The 14,181-nt window shown below is 72.3% G+C and carries 13 protein-coding genes and 1 tRNA gene; 2 read left to right on the forward strand and 12 right to left on the reverse strand.

Features of this window, described 5'->3' with window-relative positions:
* Positions 1–203 precede the first annotated feature (203 nt).
* The 3 genes from J5X07_RS12075 to polA form a co-directional block, all read right to left on the reverse strand.
* The gene (locus J5X07_RS12075) at positions 204–2,057 is read right to left on the reverse strand and encodes a hypothetical protein (RefSeq protein ID WP_243896828.1); all 1,854 of its coding nucleotides are present in this window, start codon (positions 2,055–2,057) and stop codon (positions 204–206) included.
* Positions 2,058–2,243: 186 nt separating this feature from the next.
* Positions 2,244–3,695 (reverse strand): 30S ribosomal protein S1, encoded by a 1,452-nt coding sequence (rpsA, locus tag J5X07_RS12080; protein ID WP_124934750.1) that lies wholly within the window; start codon positions 3,693–3,695, stop codon positions 2,244–2,246.
* Between the two features lie 427 nt (positions 3,696–4,122).
* Positions 4,123–6,846, reverse strand: coding sequence for a DNA polymerase I (gene polA, locus J5X07_RS12085; protein ID WP_243896830.1), 2,724 nt, complete (start codon positions 6,844–6,846; stop codon positions 4,123–4,125).
* Between the two features lie 95 nt (positions 6,847–6,941).
* On the opposite strand from polA, the gene J5X07_RS12090 reads away from it, so the two are divergent.
* On the forward strand, positions 6,942–7,565 hold the full coding sequence (locus tag J5X07_RS12090) for a PaaI family thioesterase (RefSeq protein WP_124934752.1): 624 nt from the start codon (positions 6,942–6,944) through the stop codon (positions 7,563–7,565).
* Positions 7,566–7,597: 32 nt separating this feature from the next.
* Here J5X07_RS12090 and J5X07_RS12095 read toward each other — a convergent pair whose 3' ends face one another.
* Positions 7,598–8,215 (reverse strand): ANTAR domain-containing response regulator, encoded by a 618-nt coding sequence (locus J5X07_RS12095; protein ID WP_124934753.1) that lies wholly within the window; start codon positions 8,213–8,215, stop codon positions 7,598–7,600.
* Between the two features lie 54 nt (positions 8,216–8,269).
* On the opposite strand from J5X07_RS12095, the gene J5X07_RS12100 reads away from it, so the two are divergent.
* Positions 8,270–8,346: transfer RNA gene (locus J5X07_RS12100), tRNA-Leu, on the forward strand.
* A 151-nt stretch (positions 8,347–8,497) separates the two neighbouring features.
* On the opposite strand, the gene J5X07_RS12105 is transcribed toward J5X07_RS12100, so the two are convergent.
* The 8 genes from J5X07_RS12105 to J5X07_RS12140 form a co-directional block, all read right to left on the reverse strand.
* The gene (locus J5X07_RS12105; RefSeq protein WP_124934754.1) at positions 8,498–8,827 is read right to left on the reverse strand and encodes a type II toxin-antitoxin system RelE/ParE family toxin; all 330 of its coding nucleotides are present in this window, start codon (positions 8,825–8,827) and stop codon (positions 8,498–8,500) included.
* Positions 8,824–9,111 (reverse strand): ribbon-helix-helix domain-containing protein, encoded by a 288-nt coding sequence (locus J5X07_RS12110; RefSeq protein ID WP_124934755.1) that lies wholly within the window; start codon positions 9,109–9,111, stop codon positions 8,824–8,826. The genes J5X07_RS12105 and J5X07_RS12110 overlap by 4 nt, the downstream gene beginning before the upstream one ends.
* A gap of 95 nt (positions 9,112–9,206) precedes the next feature.
* Complete coding sequence (gene pyk, locus J5X07_RS12115; protein ID WP_124934756.1) at positions 9,207–10,637, reverse strand: pyruvate kinase; 1,431 nt, start codon at positions 10,635–10,637, stop codon at positions 9,207–9,209.
* A 72-nt stretch (positions 10,638–10,709) separates the two neighbouring features.
* A complete protein-coding gene (gene lgt, locus J5X07_RS12120; RefSeq protein ID WP_208479971.1) occupies positions 10,710–11,711 on the reverse strand; it encodes a prolipoprotein diacylglyceryl transferase in 1,002 nt (333 codons plus the stop codon).
* On the reverse strand, positions 11,712–12,551 hold the full coding sequence (locus tag J5X07_RS12125; protein ID WP_244925156.1) for an indole-3-glycerol phosphate synthase TrpC: 840 nt from the start codon (positions 12,549–12,551) through the stop codon (positions 11,712–11,714).
* 110 nt (positions 12,552–12,661) lie between these two features.
* Complete coding sequence (gene hisI / locus J5X07_RS12130; protein ID WP_208479985.1) at positions 12,662–13,033, reverse strand: phosphoribosyl-AMP cyclohydrolase; 372 nt, start codon at positions 13,031–13,033, stop codon at positions 12,662–12,664.
* A 127-nt stretch (positions 13,034–13,160) separates the two neighbouring features.
* Positions 13,161–13,688 carry a DUF4190 domain-containing protein gene (locus tag J5X07_RS12135; RefSeq protein ID WP_208479972.1) on the reverse strand — a complete coding sequence of 176 codons (528 nt, stop codon included), beginning with the start codon at positions 13,686–13,688 and terminating at the stop codon, positions 13,161–13,163.
* A gap of 32 nt (positions 13,689–13,720) precedes the next feature.
* Entirely contained in the window at positions 13,721–14,176 is a 456-nt protein-coding gene (locus J5X07_RS12140; protein WP_208479973.1) for a DUF2752 domain-containing protein, read from the reverse strand.
* Positions 14,177–14,181: the final 5 nt, after the last annotated feature.

A 14,181-nucleotide genomic window follows, 5' to 3' on the forward strand; every position in this document is an offset into this window, starting at 1 on the left:
GGGCGTCAAAGGTGCGTTAGCGTGAGTCATGAAGACCTCCTCGGACCGGACGTGAGCGTGACAACCCACATCCTGCCCAGGAGGCCTTCACCTACCCAACCCGTTCACAACCTCCCAGGGAAGTACACCTAGTGGCACTTCCCTGGGAGGGTGTGAGCAGGGCGGGCGGGGCCGGCGCACTGGAGCGCCGCAGGGCCACGCGCTCAGGGGGCCGAGGACCAGGAGCCGGCCCTGCCGGCCCGCCCCGCGCCCCCTTCAGGATCAATCATCTGGGCCGGGTGCCGCGGCTCCCCGCGCGGGCCCGCCGCGGAGCCCGTCCCGTCCTGCCCGGCATCCTCAGCCGTGGCCGGTGCAGCACCGGCGGCGCCGCGGCGCCGCCCGCCCCGGCCGCGCCCGTAGGGGGCGATGCGCTCCTCGATGGTGGCGATGGCCCGGGCGACCCCGCGTGGCGGATGGGCGCTGCGCGAGAGCTGTGCGGAGGCGCGTGAGACCACCTCCCTGACGATGGAGGCCCGGGAGTGGTCCTGCTCGACGCCCTGGACGAGGCGGGCCGCGAGCTCGACGAGCACCCGCGCGCCCAGTCCGGGATCCCCCACGGCCTCGGTGAGGATGGAGCAGCGCTCCCCCGGGCGCCCGGGCGGCCAGGCGGCCAGCTGCTCCAGGCACGCCTCCCAGGCCTGCTCGGCGGTGGCCCGGTCGCCCCGGGCCTGCGCGGCGTGGGAGGCCAGCGCCAGGGCGGCGCAGGTCGTCTCCACCCATCCCTGGCTCTCGCACAGGGCGGCGGTGTCCAGGTTCTCCCGCTCGGCCCGCTCATTGGCGCCCAGGGCGGCCAGGAGCCGGGCGAAGGCCAGGCGCAGATCGACGATGAGCTCCAGATCGGTGTCGTCGCTGACCTCCGCCAGGGAGGCGCTGACGGTCTCGGCGGTGGACATGGCCCGCTCGCGCACCGAGTCCATGCCGTAGCCCCGGGACAGGGTCAGCAGCTCGCGCACCTGCGCCAGCAGGGCCGGCCGGTTGCGCAGCTGCGCCGGATCCGGTGGGACGGGCCCCGTGACGGTGCCGTAGGAGCGCGCGGCCAGCCGCGAGGCCTCCGCGGCCATCTGGGTCTCCACGCGCAGGGACACCCCGTTGTTGCCGTTGCGATCATCGAAGCGCAGCGCCAGCGCCCGCACGAAGGCGGTGACCAGGTCGTAGGAGCGGGCCACCGTGTCCCAGGCGGTGAGCATCAGGTCCCCCCAGGGGGTGCGCCAGTCCAGGGAGACTCCCAGGGCGTTGCGGCCGTAGTCGGCGCGGATCGCCTCGCGCAGCACCAGGGACAGGCCGACCGCGGTGCCCATGAGGCCCCAGGCGCTGGCCTCCTCCGCCCCGCCCACGGCGGTGTGGCGCAGCACCGCCAGGGCGCGCTGCCACTGGGAGGACATGCCCAGGTACTCCAGGTGGTCGCCCAGGGCGCGCAGGTGCTCGGCGATGGGCAGGTCCAGGGCCGTCAGCGAGGCCAGGGCGTCCTCGGCCTCCACTCGCCGGCCCTGGGCCAGGTAGGGCAGCAGGGAGGCTCCCAGGGTGCGGGCCGCTCCCACCGGATCGGCCTCGGGGCGATCGGCGAGGGCCGTGGCGGTGCGGATGACGCCGGAGTAGTCGTCGTGCATCCGGGCGGCGGCCAGCACCGCGCCCGTATCGGGCTGCTCGAAGGAGAAGAGCCTGGCCACGCGCAGCTGCTCGACGGCGTCATTGCGCAGCCCCAGGCAGACCAGGAGCTCGACGCGCGCGTAGTGCAGTGGGACCACCGACTCGCCGCGGGCGCGGCGCAGCGCCTCGCAGATCTCCGCGACGGTCTCGATCTGCCCCGTGGTGGTGCCGGGGTCCTGCCCCAGCTGGGTGATCCACGCCCGGTCCACGGCCGCCAGGAGGCGAGAGGCCGGCTCGGGGGCCCGGTCCGCCTGCGCGTAGAGCTCGCGCCCGTCGAGCAGGAGATCGCGCAGGGCGATGGTGCTGGGGCGCGAGGGGCATCGCGGGTCCATGCCCTCCAGCGCCTCGACCAGATCGTCCCAGCTCACCATGCCAAGCCCTCCTGCCGTGTGCGTGCGGCGCATGCGCCGGCGGAAGCCTCACACATCGGGGACCGCACCGCGATGGGGAGCGGGAACCATACGGCGCCAGGACGCGGATGGGCCGGGAGGGCCCCGTCCGCGGTCCGCGGACGGGGCCCTCCCGGCCCATCGATCAGTGTCAACCGGCAGCGGGGGTCAGTTGCCGGTCAGCTTCTCGCGCAGTGCGGCCAGGGCCTCATCGGAGGCCAGGGTGCCCGAGGCCTCGGCGGGCGCCGAGGAGTAGGACGAGGAGCCGGCCGAGGCGGCCGCGCCGGTGTCCTGCTCCTCCTCGAAGGCCTTGGCGACCTGGGCCTTGTGGGCCTCCCAGCGGGCGTGGGCCGCCGCGTACTCGGCCTCCCAGGCCTCGCGCTGGGCGTCGTAGCCCTCGAGCCACTCGTTGGTCTCCGGGTCGAAGCCCTCGGGGTACTTGTAGTTGCCCTCCTCGTCGTACTCGGCCGCCATCCCGTACAGGGAGGGGTCGAAGTCCTCGGAGGCGGGGTCGACGCCCTCGTTGGCCTGCTTGAGGGACAGGGAGATGCGACGGCGGTCCAGGTCGATGTCGATGACCTTGACGAAGACCTCATCGCCGACCTTGGCCACCTGCTCGGGCACCTCGACGTGGCGCTGGGCCAGCTCGGAGATGTGGACCAGGCCCTCGATGCCGTCCTCGACGCGCACGAAGGCGCCGAAGGGCACGAGCTTGGTGACCTTGCCGGGCACGACCTGGCCGATGGCGTGGGTGCGCGCGAAGGCCTGCCACGGGTCCTCCTGGGTGGCCTTGAGCGACAGGGAGACGCGCTCGCGGTCGAAGTCGACGTCGAGGACCTCGACAGTGACCTCGGTGCCGACCTCGACGACCTCGGAGGGGTGATCGATGTGCTTCCAGGACAGCTCGGAGACGTGGACCAGGCCGTCCACGCCGCCCAGGTCGACGAAGGCGCCGAAGTTGACGATGGAGGAGACCACGCCGGAGCGGACCTGGCCCTTCTGGAGGGTCTGGAGGAAGTTGGTGCGGACCTCGGACTGGGTCTGCTCCAGCCAGGCGCGGCGGGAGAGCACCACGTTGTTGCGGTTCTTGTCCAGCTCGATGATCTTGGCCTCGAGCTCGCGGCCCACGTAGGGCTGAAGGTCGCGCACGCGGCGCATCTCCACCAGGGAGGCGGGCAGGAAGCCGCGCAGGCCGATGTCGAGGATGAGACCGCCCTTGACGACCTCGATGACGGAGCCGGTGACGACGCCGTCCTCCTCCTTGATGCGCTCGATGGTGCCCCAGGCGCGCTCGTACTGGGCGCGCTTCTTGCTCAGGAGCAGGCGGCCCTCCTTGTCCTCCTTCTGCAGGACGAGGGCCTCGATCTCGTCGCCGACCGAGACGATCTCGTCGGGGTCGACGTCGTGCTTGATCGACAGCTCGCGGGAGAGGATGACACCCTCGGTCTTGTAGCCGATGTCGAGGAGGACCTCGTCGCGGTCGACCTTGACAACAGTGCCCTCGACGATGTCACCGTCGTCGAAGTACTTGATGGTCTCGTCGACGGCGGCGAGGATCTCCTCGGTCGAGCCGATGTCGTTGACGGCGACCGGGGCGGGGCTGGGTGTGGTGGTGGTCATTGAGTGGGTGCTCCGAATGCGGATAGGTGGTTCGGGTCGATAGATGCCGTGCACCCCACTGCCACGGGAACCGGCCCGGACCAGAACCCGCGCAGCTGGGCCCCATCCCGCTGACATCATGTCTCATGAACAGGCTCATAGACAGTCCTTCATGCGAGACGCCCAGGGGCGCACGAGTGAACCCTAGCAGCATGTGACGAATCCGTGACTGGACTAATCGCGCCCCAAGCGCCGCCATGGAGGTGTCATCGCTCACACATGGGCGAACCGCACTACCACCACTTCCTCCGAACCCACCCGGAGTCGTAGATAATAAATCGCTCCATTATTGATGAAACCTTTGGTTCATAATTTTTCTACCGGAGATGGTGCCTGGCGGGTCCCGACACCCGCCGCCGTCCAGGCGGAAGGTCACAATTGCGCTGACTCAGTGCGCGGCTTCTCGCCAGGTGAGACCGGAGCCGGTGGCGACCTCCAGGGGCACGGAGAGCTCGGCGGCGGCACCCATCCGCTCCACCAGGAGGCCCCGCACCGCCTCGGACTCCCCGGGCGCCACCTCGACCATGAGCTCGTCGTGGATCTGGAGCAGGATGCGGCTGCTCAGGCCCTGCTCGGCCAGGGCCGCCTCGACCTCGATCATGGCCTTCTTGACGATGTCGGCCGCGCTTCCCTGGATGGGGGCGTTGAGGGCGGCGCGCTCGGCCATCTCGCGGCGCTGGCGCTGGTCGCTGCTCAGGTCGGGCAGGTAGCGGCGGCGGCCGAACATGGTCTGGGTGTAGCCGTCGCGGCGGGCCTGCTCCACGACGGACTCCAGGTAGTCGTGGACGCGCCCGAAGCGGGCGAAGTAGGCGTCCCGCAGGGCGGCGGCCTCGGTGTTGTCGATGCCCAGCTGGCGGGCCAGGCCGTAGGTGGACAGCCCGTAGGCCAGGCCGTAGCTCATCGCCTTGACGTGGCTGCGCTGCTCGGCGCTGACCTGCTCGACCTCGATGCCGTGGACCAGGGCCGCGGCGTAGCGGTGCAGGTCCTCCCCGCTGCGGAAGGCCTCGATGAGGGCCTCGTCGCCCGACAGGTGCGCCATGATGCGCATCTCGATCTGGGAGTAGTCGGCGGTCATGAGGCACTCGTGGCCCGGCCCGACGGTGAAGGCCTCGCGGATGCGCATCCCCTCCTCGGTGCGGGCGGGGATGTTCTGCAGGTTGGGGTCGGTGGAGGAGAGCCTGCCGGTGGCGGCGATGGTCTGCTGGAAGGTGGTGTGGATGCGCCCGTCGGGCTGGATGGCCTTGCGCAGGCCCTCCACGGTCTGGCGCAGCTTGATGGCGTCGCGGTGCTCCAGCAGGTGGGCCAGGAAGGGGTGGCCGGTCTTGGCGTGCAGGCCCGCCAGGGCCTCGGCGTCCGTGGTGTAGCCGGTCTTGGTCCTGCGGGTCCTGGGCATCCCCAGCTCGTCGAACAGGACGGCCTGGAGCTGCTTGGGACTGGAGAGGTTGAGCTCGTGGCCGGCGGCGGCGAAGGCGCCCTCGGCGGCATGGGTGACCCGGGCGTCGAGCTCGACGGCCCGGGCGGCCAGCACGGCGTCGTCGACGGCGATGCCGGTATCCTCCATCACCGCCAGGGTGGCGGCCACGGGCATCTCCAGGTCGGTGAACAGGGCGGTGGCCCGGCGCTTGTCCATCTGGGCCTCCAGCACCTCCTGGAGGGGCAGGAGGACGGCGGCGCGGCGCGCGGAGGCCAGGGCCTCCCCCGCCGCATCCGGGCAGGACAGGGCCTCCAGGTCCAGGGCCTGCTGGGAGCCCGGCTCCTGCGCGCCGCCGCCGGCCAGGGACTCCAGGTCGATGTCCAGCCAGCGCTGCGCGAGGGCGCCCACGTCGTAGGAGCGCTGCTCGGGCCGGCACAGGTAGCCCGCCAGGCAGGGGTCGGCGACGACGCCGTCGAGGCTGAGCCCCCGGGCCCTCAGGGCGTGCCAGGCGCCCTTGGCGTCGGCCACGATCTTGGGGCGCTCGACGTCGGCGAGCAGGGCCTCGAGAGCGGCCTCGTCCTGGACGCCGAGCTCGGCGGTGTCGATGGCCACGGCGCTGGTGCCATCGGAGACGGAGATGATCCGGGCATCGGCCTGGACCGGCCGCAGGGCGCCCACGACGTCGAGGCCCAGCGGGGCGGCCCGGAGCCCGGGGCCCGGCGCGGGCAGGTGGGCCTGGAGCCAGGCCCCCAGCTCCCCGGGCTCCAGGTCGCGGCCCAGGACGCTCGCGTCGAGCCCGAGGAGCCGGCCCATGAGGCCGTCGTCCTCGGCCCGCGGCACCGCGCCCTCCTGGGGGGCGAAGCTGAGGACCCGCTGGGAGCGCTGGTGCAGGGTGCGGAACTCCAGGGTCTCGAAGACCCGCGCCAGGCCGTCCCTGTCAGCGCCCTCCAGGCGCAGGTCGGCGATGTCCAGGCCCAGGTCCAGGTCGGTCACCAGGCGGTTGAGCCTGCGGTTGCGCAGGACGTCTCCGATGTGATCGCGCAGGGACTGGCCCGCCTTGCCCTTGATCTGCTCGGCGTGGGCGATGACGCCCTCCAGGCCGTCGTAGAGGCCGATCCACTTGGCCGCCGTCTTGGGCCCCACCCCGGGCACCCCCGGCAGGTTGTCGCTGGTCTCCCCCACCAGGGCGGCCAGGTCCGGGTAGCGCTCGGGGGTGACGCCGTAGCGCTCCTCCACCTCCCGGGGGGTCATGCGCCGCAGGGTCGAGACGCCCTTGACCGGGTAGAGCACGGTGCAGCGCTCGGTGACGGTCTGGAAGGAGTCGCGGTCCCCCGAGCACACCAGGACCTCCAGGCCCTCCTCCTGGGCCGAGGCCGCCAGGGTGGCCAGGATGTCGTCAGCCTCGTAGCCGGGAGCCGTGATGGTGCGCACCCCCATGGCCCTGAGGACCTCCTCGATGAGCTCGACCTGGCCGATGAAGGGCTGGGGGGTCTCATCGCGCGTGCCCTTGTACTCGGCGTACTCCTCGGTGCGGAAGGTCCCCCCGGGCAGGTCGAAGGCCACGGCCACGTGGGTGGGGGCCTCGCCCTCCAGCAGGGACAGGAGCATGGAGGTGAAGCCGTGGACGGCGTTGGTGGCCTGGCCCGTGGAGGTGGTGAAGCTGTCCACCGGCAGGGCGTAGAAGGCTCGGAAGGCCATGGAGTGGCCGTCGATGAGCAGGAGCCTGGCGGGATCCTGGCTCTCGGGGCGGTGCGGGCTGGTCGTGCTGGTGCTCACCGTGACAGCCTAGGCCCATGAGCGATGAGCAGCCCGACGCCCCCGCCGTGCCCCCCAGCCCCGCCTCCGGCCCGGGCGGCGCCTCCTGCGCCGCTGCGGACAGGCCCACGGTGGTCGGCCCCCTGGGGCCGGTGGGCCAGACGCTGGCCGCCCTGTCGGCGTCGAGCGCGGCGCCGGTGGCCTTCCCGGACCCCGGGCGCCGCCCCTACCCCGATCCGCGTCCGGCCGGGTCGGCGATCTCGGCCTTCAGCGCCGTGCGCGCCGGCCTGGAGGATGAGGAGGAGGGCACGCTCATGGAGACGCTGGGCATGGAGGTGCTCCAGCGCGATGCCGATCTCACGCAGGTGCGGATGCCGGTGGAGGGGGCCCGCCAGGTGGTGGGCATCCTCCACGGCGGGGCGACGGCGGCGCTCATCGAGACGGCGGCCTCGGTGGCGGCGCGCGAAGCGGCCCCGGCCGGGGCGGTCCCGGTGGGGGCGGAGCTGACGGTCTCGCATCTGCGGCCGGCCGAGGAGGGATGGGTGACGGCGGTGGCCACCCCCGTTCACCGGGGCCGGCGCACCGCCGTCTACGAGGTCAGTGTGAGCGACGAGAAGGGACGGCACATCGCCCGCGGCACCCTGCGCAGCCTGTTCACCTGAGAGGCGCCCGCCGGGGATGCCGGGGCGGCCGGTCAGTCGTCCTTGCCGCCGGAGGCCGAGCCGACCTGCTCGATGACCGCGTCGGCGACCTCGCGCATGGTCAGGCGCCGGTTCATCGAGGTCTTCTGGAGCCAGCGGAAGGCCTCGGGCTCGCTCAGGCCCATGCGCTCCATGAGCAGTCCCTTGGCGCGGTCCACCCGCTTGCGCGTCTCGAAGCGCTCGGTGAGATCGCTGATCTCGCTCTCCAGGGACAGGATCTCCTCGTGGCGGGACAGGGCGATCTCCAGGGCGGGGATGAGGTCGGCCGGGGTGAAGGGCTTGACGACGTAGGCCATGGCCCCCGCGGCGCCGGCGCGCTCGACCAGGTCCGTCTGCGAGAAGGCGGTCAGCATGACCACCGCGCAGGAGTGCTTGTCCAGGATGCGCTCAGCGGCGGTGATGCCGTCGGTCACCGGCATCTTGACATCCATCACGCACAGGTCGGGCTTGTGCTCCTGGGCCAGGCGGATGGCCTCCTCGCCATCGGAGGCCTCGGCGACGACGTCATAGCCCGCGTCTGTCAGGGTCTCCACGATGTCGAGGCGGATGAGGGTCTCGTCCTCGGCGACGAGAACCCTGCGGGATCGGGTGGTGCTGGACTCGTTGCTCACAGCATAGATCCTAGTATGCTTCGGCTCGTGGCGCCGCTTGAGAGCGCAGACGCCGCCTCCGTAGCCCAATTGGCAGAGGCATCCGACTCAAAATCGGAGTGTTGTGGGTTCGAGTCCCACCGGAGGTACCACCGGCCCCGTTATCCCGTGATCCCGCCGAATCCGGCCGCCCTCCCCGCCCTCGAAGCGCGTCCGACGGGACGATGCGCAACGCTCTCGGGCTCGGGGGCTGTCAGCACTCGCGCCCTGGCGCCGTGAGCCGCGGCGGCACCGGGCGCAGGCTCAGTCGACGTGAACGGCGGGGGCCTCTCCACGCTGCAGCCCGTCATGATCACGGCCCCCGTAGTGGACGCCCAGGACCTCGATCCGGCCCTCGCGCACGACGAAGGCGATGACGACGCGATTCCTGAAGCCCACCGTGCGCAGGTGCGGCCGGATGTCGTCGCGGATGCGCCCGGTCAGGGGGAACTCGGCCAGGGCCTCGCAGCGGTCCATGATGGCCGACAGATAGGCCTCGGCCAGGTCCGAGGAGCCGGACTCCTCGGCGATGCGGCGGTAGACCCCGGTCATGTGCCGCAGCGCCCAGGGCGAGAAGACGACTTCCGGGTTCACGGGCGTGGCCGGGCCTGGTGGTGGGCGTGGGCCTCGGCGAGATGGCCGCGGGCGTCCTGGACGCCCCACGCCAGGCAGGGGTGGTCCCGCAGCTCGTCGTAGGCCTCCCCCACCTCCTCGTGCAGCCAGGTCTCGGCCGCCTCCTCGCGGGCGAACATGTCGATGAGCCCGTCGCGCACGACCTCTCCCTCGCTGCCGTAGGCGCCCGAGACCACCCGCTCCGCCAGAGCCACCGCCACCTCCTCGGGCAGGGCGATGCTCAGCTCCCTCAGCTCATTGGACACGACCAGGTCTCCTCAACTGCTCATGTGCACTGCGATACGAAGATACGAACACCGGCGCTCCGACGCCGCGGGGCCGGAGCGCCGGCCGCGGGCCCTCAGACCTTGTAATCGACCGTCTCCCCCACCGTGTGGATGCGGATGGAGTTGGTCGAGCCGGGGGTGCCCGGGGGCATTCCCGCCACGATGACGACGGTGTCCCCGGCCTGCGCCAGGTGCTTGTCCTGGAGGATCTCGTCGACCTGGGCGACCATGTCGTCGGTGTGCTGGACCGCGGGGACCCTGTAGGTGTTGACGCCCCAGGAGACCGCGAGCTGGTTGCGGGTGGAGTCCAGCGGCGTGAAGGCCAGCAGCGGGATCGGGGAGCGCAGGCGGGACAGGCGCCGGGCGGTGTCACCGGACTGGGTGAAGGTGACCAGGTAGGCGATGTCGAGCTGCTCGCCCATCTCCGCGGCCGCCCGGGTCAGGGCGCCGCCGCGGGTCTGCGGGTAGGAGCCGAGCTCGGCGATGCGCTCCCCGCCGTTCTCCTCCACATTCTCGATGATGCGGGCCATGGTGCGCACGGCCTCGATCGGGTAGGCGCCCACGGAGGTCTCACCGGAGAGCATGACGGCGTCGGCGCCGTCCAGGATGGCGTTGGCGCAGTCGGAGGCCTCGGCACGGGTGGGCCGGGGGTTCTGGATCATGGACTCCAGGACCTGGGTGGCGACGATCACCGGCTTGGCCTGGCGGCGCGCCAGCTCGATGGCGCGCTTCTGCACCAGCGGCACGGCCTCCAGGGGCATCTCCACCCCCAGGTCCCCGCGGGCCACCATGATGCCGTCGAAGGCCGAGACGATGTCGAAGAGGTTCTCCACCGCCTGGGGCTTCTCGATCTTGGCGATGACGGGGATGCGCACCCCGACCTCGTCCATGATCTCGTGGACGTCCTTGATGTCGTCGGCGTTGCGCACGAAGGACAGGGCGATGAAGTCGGCCCCGACCTCCAGGGCCCAGCGCAGGTCCTCGCGGTCCTTCTCCGACAGCGCGGGCACCGAGACCGCCACGCCCGGCAGGTTGATGCCCTTGTTGTTCGACACGAAGCCGGGGACCTCGACCCGGGTGACCACGTCGGTGTCGGTCACCGCCACGACGCGCACCGCCACATTGCCGTCGTCGATGAGCAGGCGGTCGCCCGGGCGGCAGTCCCCGGGCAGGCCCTTGAAGGTGGTCGAGCAGCGCTTGACGGTGCCCAGCACGTCATCGGTGGTGATGGTGAACTCGTCGCCCTTGTTGAGCATGACCTTCTGGTCGTTGACGAACTTGCCCAGGCGGATCTTGGGGCCCTGGAGGTCCACCAGGACGGCGATGGCCCGGCCGGAGGCCTCCGCGGCAGCCCGCACCCGCCCGATGACCTCCTCGTGGTCCTCCACCCGCCCGTGCGAGCGGTTGATACGCGCGACATTCATGCCCGCGTCCACCAGGGCTTGCACCTGTTCGGGCGAGTCGGTGGCGGGTCCGAGGGTGCATACGATCTTGGCTCTGCGCATGGGTCAAGCCTAAGGGACGCGCAAGCGCTTGGCCGAGCAGGTTCCCAGAAGTGATGAGAGTTGGGACTATCGTCACCGTTCCCGGCGGGCCGCCTCCGGGCCGTGGTCCTGCGCCTCCTCGGCCCCGCCCTCCGGCTCGCGCCCGGGCTCAGGCGCGCTGACGGCGCCCTCCTCCTCGTCGCGGGGCCGGGCGCCGTCAGCGATGGAGGTGATGGAGTCGTCGAGCCTGCGGGGCGCCCCGCGGGAGGCCAGGGCCAGGCCCACGGCCCCCACTGCGAAGATGAGCATCGAGGTCCACACGTTCAGGCGCAGGCCCGCGATGGTCTCGGCGTCGTCGATGCGCAGCGCCTCGATCCACACCCGCCCCGCGGTGTAGACCATGAGGTAGGCCCACAGGAGCCGGCCCCCGGTGACGCCGTCGCGCGCCAGGAGCCGGCGGCCCAGCCCCACCAGGAGGGCGGCGCCGGCGAGGTTCCACAGGGCCTCGTACAGGAAGGTGGGGTGGAACAGGGTCCCGGGCGCATACCCCGGGGGCAGGTGGGCGGCGTCGATCTCCAGTCCCCAGGGCAGGGTGGTGGGCGCGCCGAAGAGCTCCTGGTTGAACCAGTTCCCCAGGCGCCCGATGGCCTGGGCCACCAGCAGGGCGGGTGCCACGGAGTCGGCCAGGGGGGCCAGGCGCAGGCCGCGGCGCCTCATCAGCCAGGCGCCCGCGGCGACCCCGGCCGCGATGCCGCCCCAGATGCCCAGCCCGCCCCGCCAGATCTGGGGGATGAGGGCGGGATCCCCGCCCGGGCCGAAGTAGGCGTCCGGGGAGGACAGGACGTGGTAGAGGCGGGCGCCGAGGATCCCCGCCGGGACCGCCAGGAGGGCGACGTCCAGGACCGTGTCCTTGTCCCCGCCCCGGGCCTCGTAGCGCCTGCCCGACCACCACACGGCCACGAAGACGCCGGCCAGGATGCACAGGGCGTAGGCCCTCAGCGGGAAGGGGCCGATGTGCCACACCCCCGTCGAGGGGCTGGGCAGGGAGGCGGGCGCAGCCGCGGTCGCGATGGTGGCAAGGGCACTGGTGAGCACTCAGGGGGCCTCTCGGTGGGTGGCGTGGAGCAGGGAGGGGTGGGCGCCGGCGGCGACGAGCTCGGCGACGAACTGCTGGGGGTCGGTGGAGCGGATGACCGCCTCCCCCACCAGGACCACGTCGGCGCCGCAGCGGGCGAAGTCCATGACGTCGTGGGGGCCCCTCACCCCCCCGGCGACGATCCTGATGACCTCGGGGGGAAGGACCTCCGCGACCTGCTCGAAGCGGGCGCGGTCCACCGCCAGCGTATCGGGGTCGCGGGCGCTGACGGCCACGATGCGGCCGCCGGACTCGATGGTGGTCAGCGCCTCCCGCCGGGTGCGCACCTTGACCACCGCGCACATGCCCAGGGAGTGGACCCGGTCGATGAGGCCCTGGAGGACCAGCGGCTCCAGGCGGGCGTCGAGCATGAGCAGGTCGGCTCCGTGAGCGCGGGCCTCATGAACCTGGTAGGGGGTGACGATGAGGTCATTGGCCAGCACGGGCACCTCCACCGCTGCCCGCACGTCGTCGAGGTCCTCCAGGGAGCCATGGCCGTCGGGCGAGCCGGTGACCACCGAGACGCAGGCGGCTCCCCCGGCGGCGCAGAAGCGGGCCAGGACCCCCGGCGCCCCACATCCGCTGAGGTCGGCGAAGGTGGCCGTGGAGCGCTTGACCTCGGCGATGACGCTGACGGTGCACCCCGGTGCGCGCAGCGCCTGGCGCGCCTCCCTGGCCCCGGGGGCGGCCCTGACCATCTCCTTGACCCGGCGCAGGGGGACGCGGCCGGCGCGCCGGTCGGCCTCCGCGCGCGCCTGGGCGGCGATCTGCTCGAAACGCCCGGTCCGGTCGATGGCCACCGCGCACCTCCTTCCACAGATCCGCCGGGACAGGTCGGGCCTGGACGGCGATGGGCACCATCGTCGTCGGCCCGGGGCCCGGGAGGCAAATCCGCCCGCCGGCGGAGCCCTCAGGTGGCCGCGCCCCCGGCGGGGCGGGTGCCGACGGCGGCGCCCAGATCCCCGCCCTCCTGGAAGCAGGTGCGCCGGCCGGTGTGGCAGGCGGCCCCCACCTGGTCGACCTCGATGAGCAGGGCGTCGCCGTCGCAGTCCAGGTGGACGGCCTTGACGTACTGGGCGTGCCCCGAGGTGTCCCCCTTGCGCCAGTACTCGGCGCGGGAGCGGGACCAGAAGGTCACCCGCCCCTGGGTCAGGGTGCGGGCCAGGGCCTCGTCATCCATCCATCCGACCATGAGGACCTCACGGGTGTCGTGCTGCTGGATGACGGCGCACACCAGCCCGGCGGCGTCGCGCTTGAGGCGGGAGGCGATCCAGGGGCTCAGCGCCCCATGGTCCTCAGCGCGGGCCGGGGGCCGGGCATCGGGTGCCTGGGAGGTGGTCACGGCGGTAGTGTCTCACGGCCGCCTCCCGGTGCCCTCCAGCACCCCGCCGGGCCACCGGGCGGAGCCCTCAGTAGCTGGTCTGCGAGAACTCGCTGATGAACACCCCGAAGAGCACGATGGCGATGATGGCCACCAGGAGGCCCAGGACGAGGAGCACCACCGAGGTGATGAGGCCGGCCAGGGCCATGCCCTTATTCGTGGCCCTGCCCTGGTTCGCCGCGCTCAGGCCGATGATCCCCAGCACGGTGGATGTCACCAGGGCGATGAGGCCCAGGGGGGAGAGGATGAAGGCGATCACGGGAGAGGCCAGGGCCAGGATGAGGGAGGTGATCCCCGCCCAGTCCATCTCATCGGGCCTGGGATGCGCCCCAGGCGGGTAGGCGCCCGCGTAGTGGCCGGGGTGGGCGCCCGAGGGCAGGCCGGTGCCGTAGGGGGCGGGGTACCCGGGCGGGGCGGGCGCCCCCGCCGGCGGGCGGCTCCCGACGGCGGCGTAGGGGTCGTCGTGGCCCCCGCCGGTGGCCCCGGGCTGCTGCAGGTGCTGCTCCCAGGGCGGGGCGCCGACCGGGCCGGAGGTCGGGTAGGGGTTCTCGGTCATCGCAGAAGTCCTCTCAATCGTCTGGCACTCCCTCAGCCCGGGGGCCCCAGGAGTGGTCCCATGTGGACCCACATCCCCGGCAGGTTGCGCACCACGAAGAAGGCCCCCATGGACACCAGGAGGCCGGTGGCCTCCCAGCCGGTGAGGAAGGCGCCCTGCGCCCCCCGGGTCATGCGCAGGAGCCAGCGCAGGACCGCCAGGAGGGCGACGATCTCGATGGCCAGGGCGAACGGATTGTAGCCCAGGGCCGTGGGCAGGTCCCCGTGGATGAGGGCGGCCGTGGCCCGGGTCCCCCCGCACAGGGGGCACCACAGCCCGGTGCTGCGGTGCATGAGGCACATCTCGGGGGCCGCGGAGAAGGCGCGGGGGAAGAGGACCCCTCCCCCGATGAGGGCGGCCCCGGGCAGGGTCAGGAGCACGGCGGCGCCCAGCCATAGACGAGAGGAGCGGCAACGGCGCACCTGTGGATGGGCGGCGGCATGGACCATGAGCG

It is taken from the genome of Actinomyces bowdenii, from assembly GCF_017592395.1.
GTDB classification, from domain to species: Bacteria; Actinomycetota; Actinomycetes; order Actinomycetales; family Actinomycetaceae; genus Actinomyces; species Actinomyces bowdenii.

Bases quoted from the DNA above. Each gene is read 5' to 3' on its own strand.
- J5X07_RS12075 (WP_243896828.1), bottom strand. From the start codon at position 2,057: ATGGTGAGCTGGGACGATCTGGTCGAGGCGCTGGAGGGCATGGACCCG.
- rpsA (WP_124934750.1), bottom strand. From the start codon at position 3,695: ATGACCACCACCACACCCAGCCCCGCCCCGGTCGCCGTCAACGACATC.
- polA (WP_243896830.1), bottom strand. From the start codon at position 6,846: ATGGCCTTCCGAGCCTTCTACGCCCTGCCGGTGGACAGCTTCACCACC.
- J5X07_RS12090 (WP_124934752.1), top strand. From the start codon at position 6,942: ATGAGCGATGAGCAGCCCGACGCCCCCGCCGTGCCCCCCAGCCCCGCC.
- pyk (WP_124934756.1), bottom strand. From the start codon at position 10,637: ATGCGCAGAGCCAAGATCGTATGCACCCTCGGACCCGCCACCGACTCG.
- J5X07_RS12135 (WP_208479972.1), bottom strand. From the start codon at position 13,688: ATGACCGAGAACCCCTACCCGACCTCCGGCCCGGTCGGCGCCCCGCCC.
- J5X07_RS12140 (WP_208479973.1), bottom strand. From the start codon at position 14,176: ATGGTCCATGCCGCCGCCCATCCACAGGTGCGCCGTTGCCGCTCCTCT.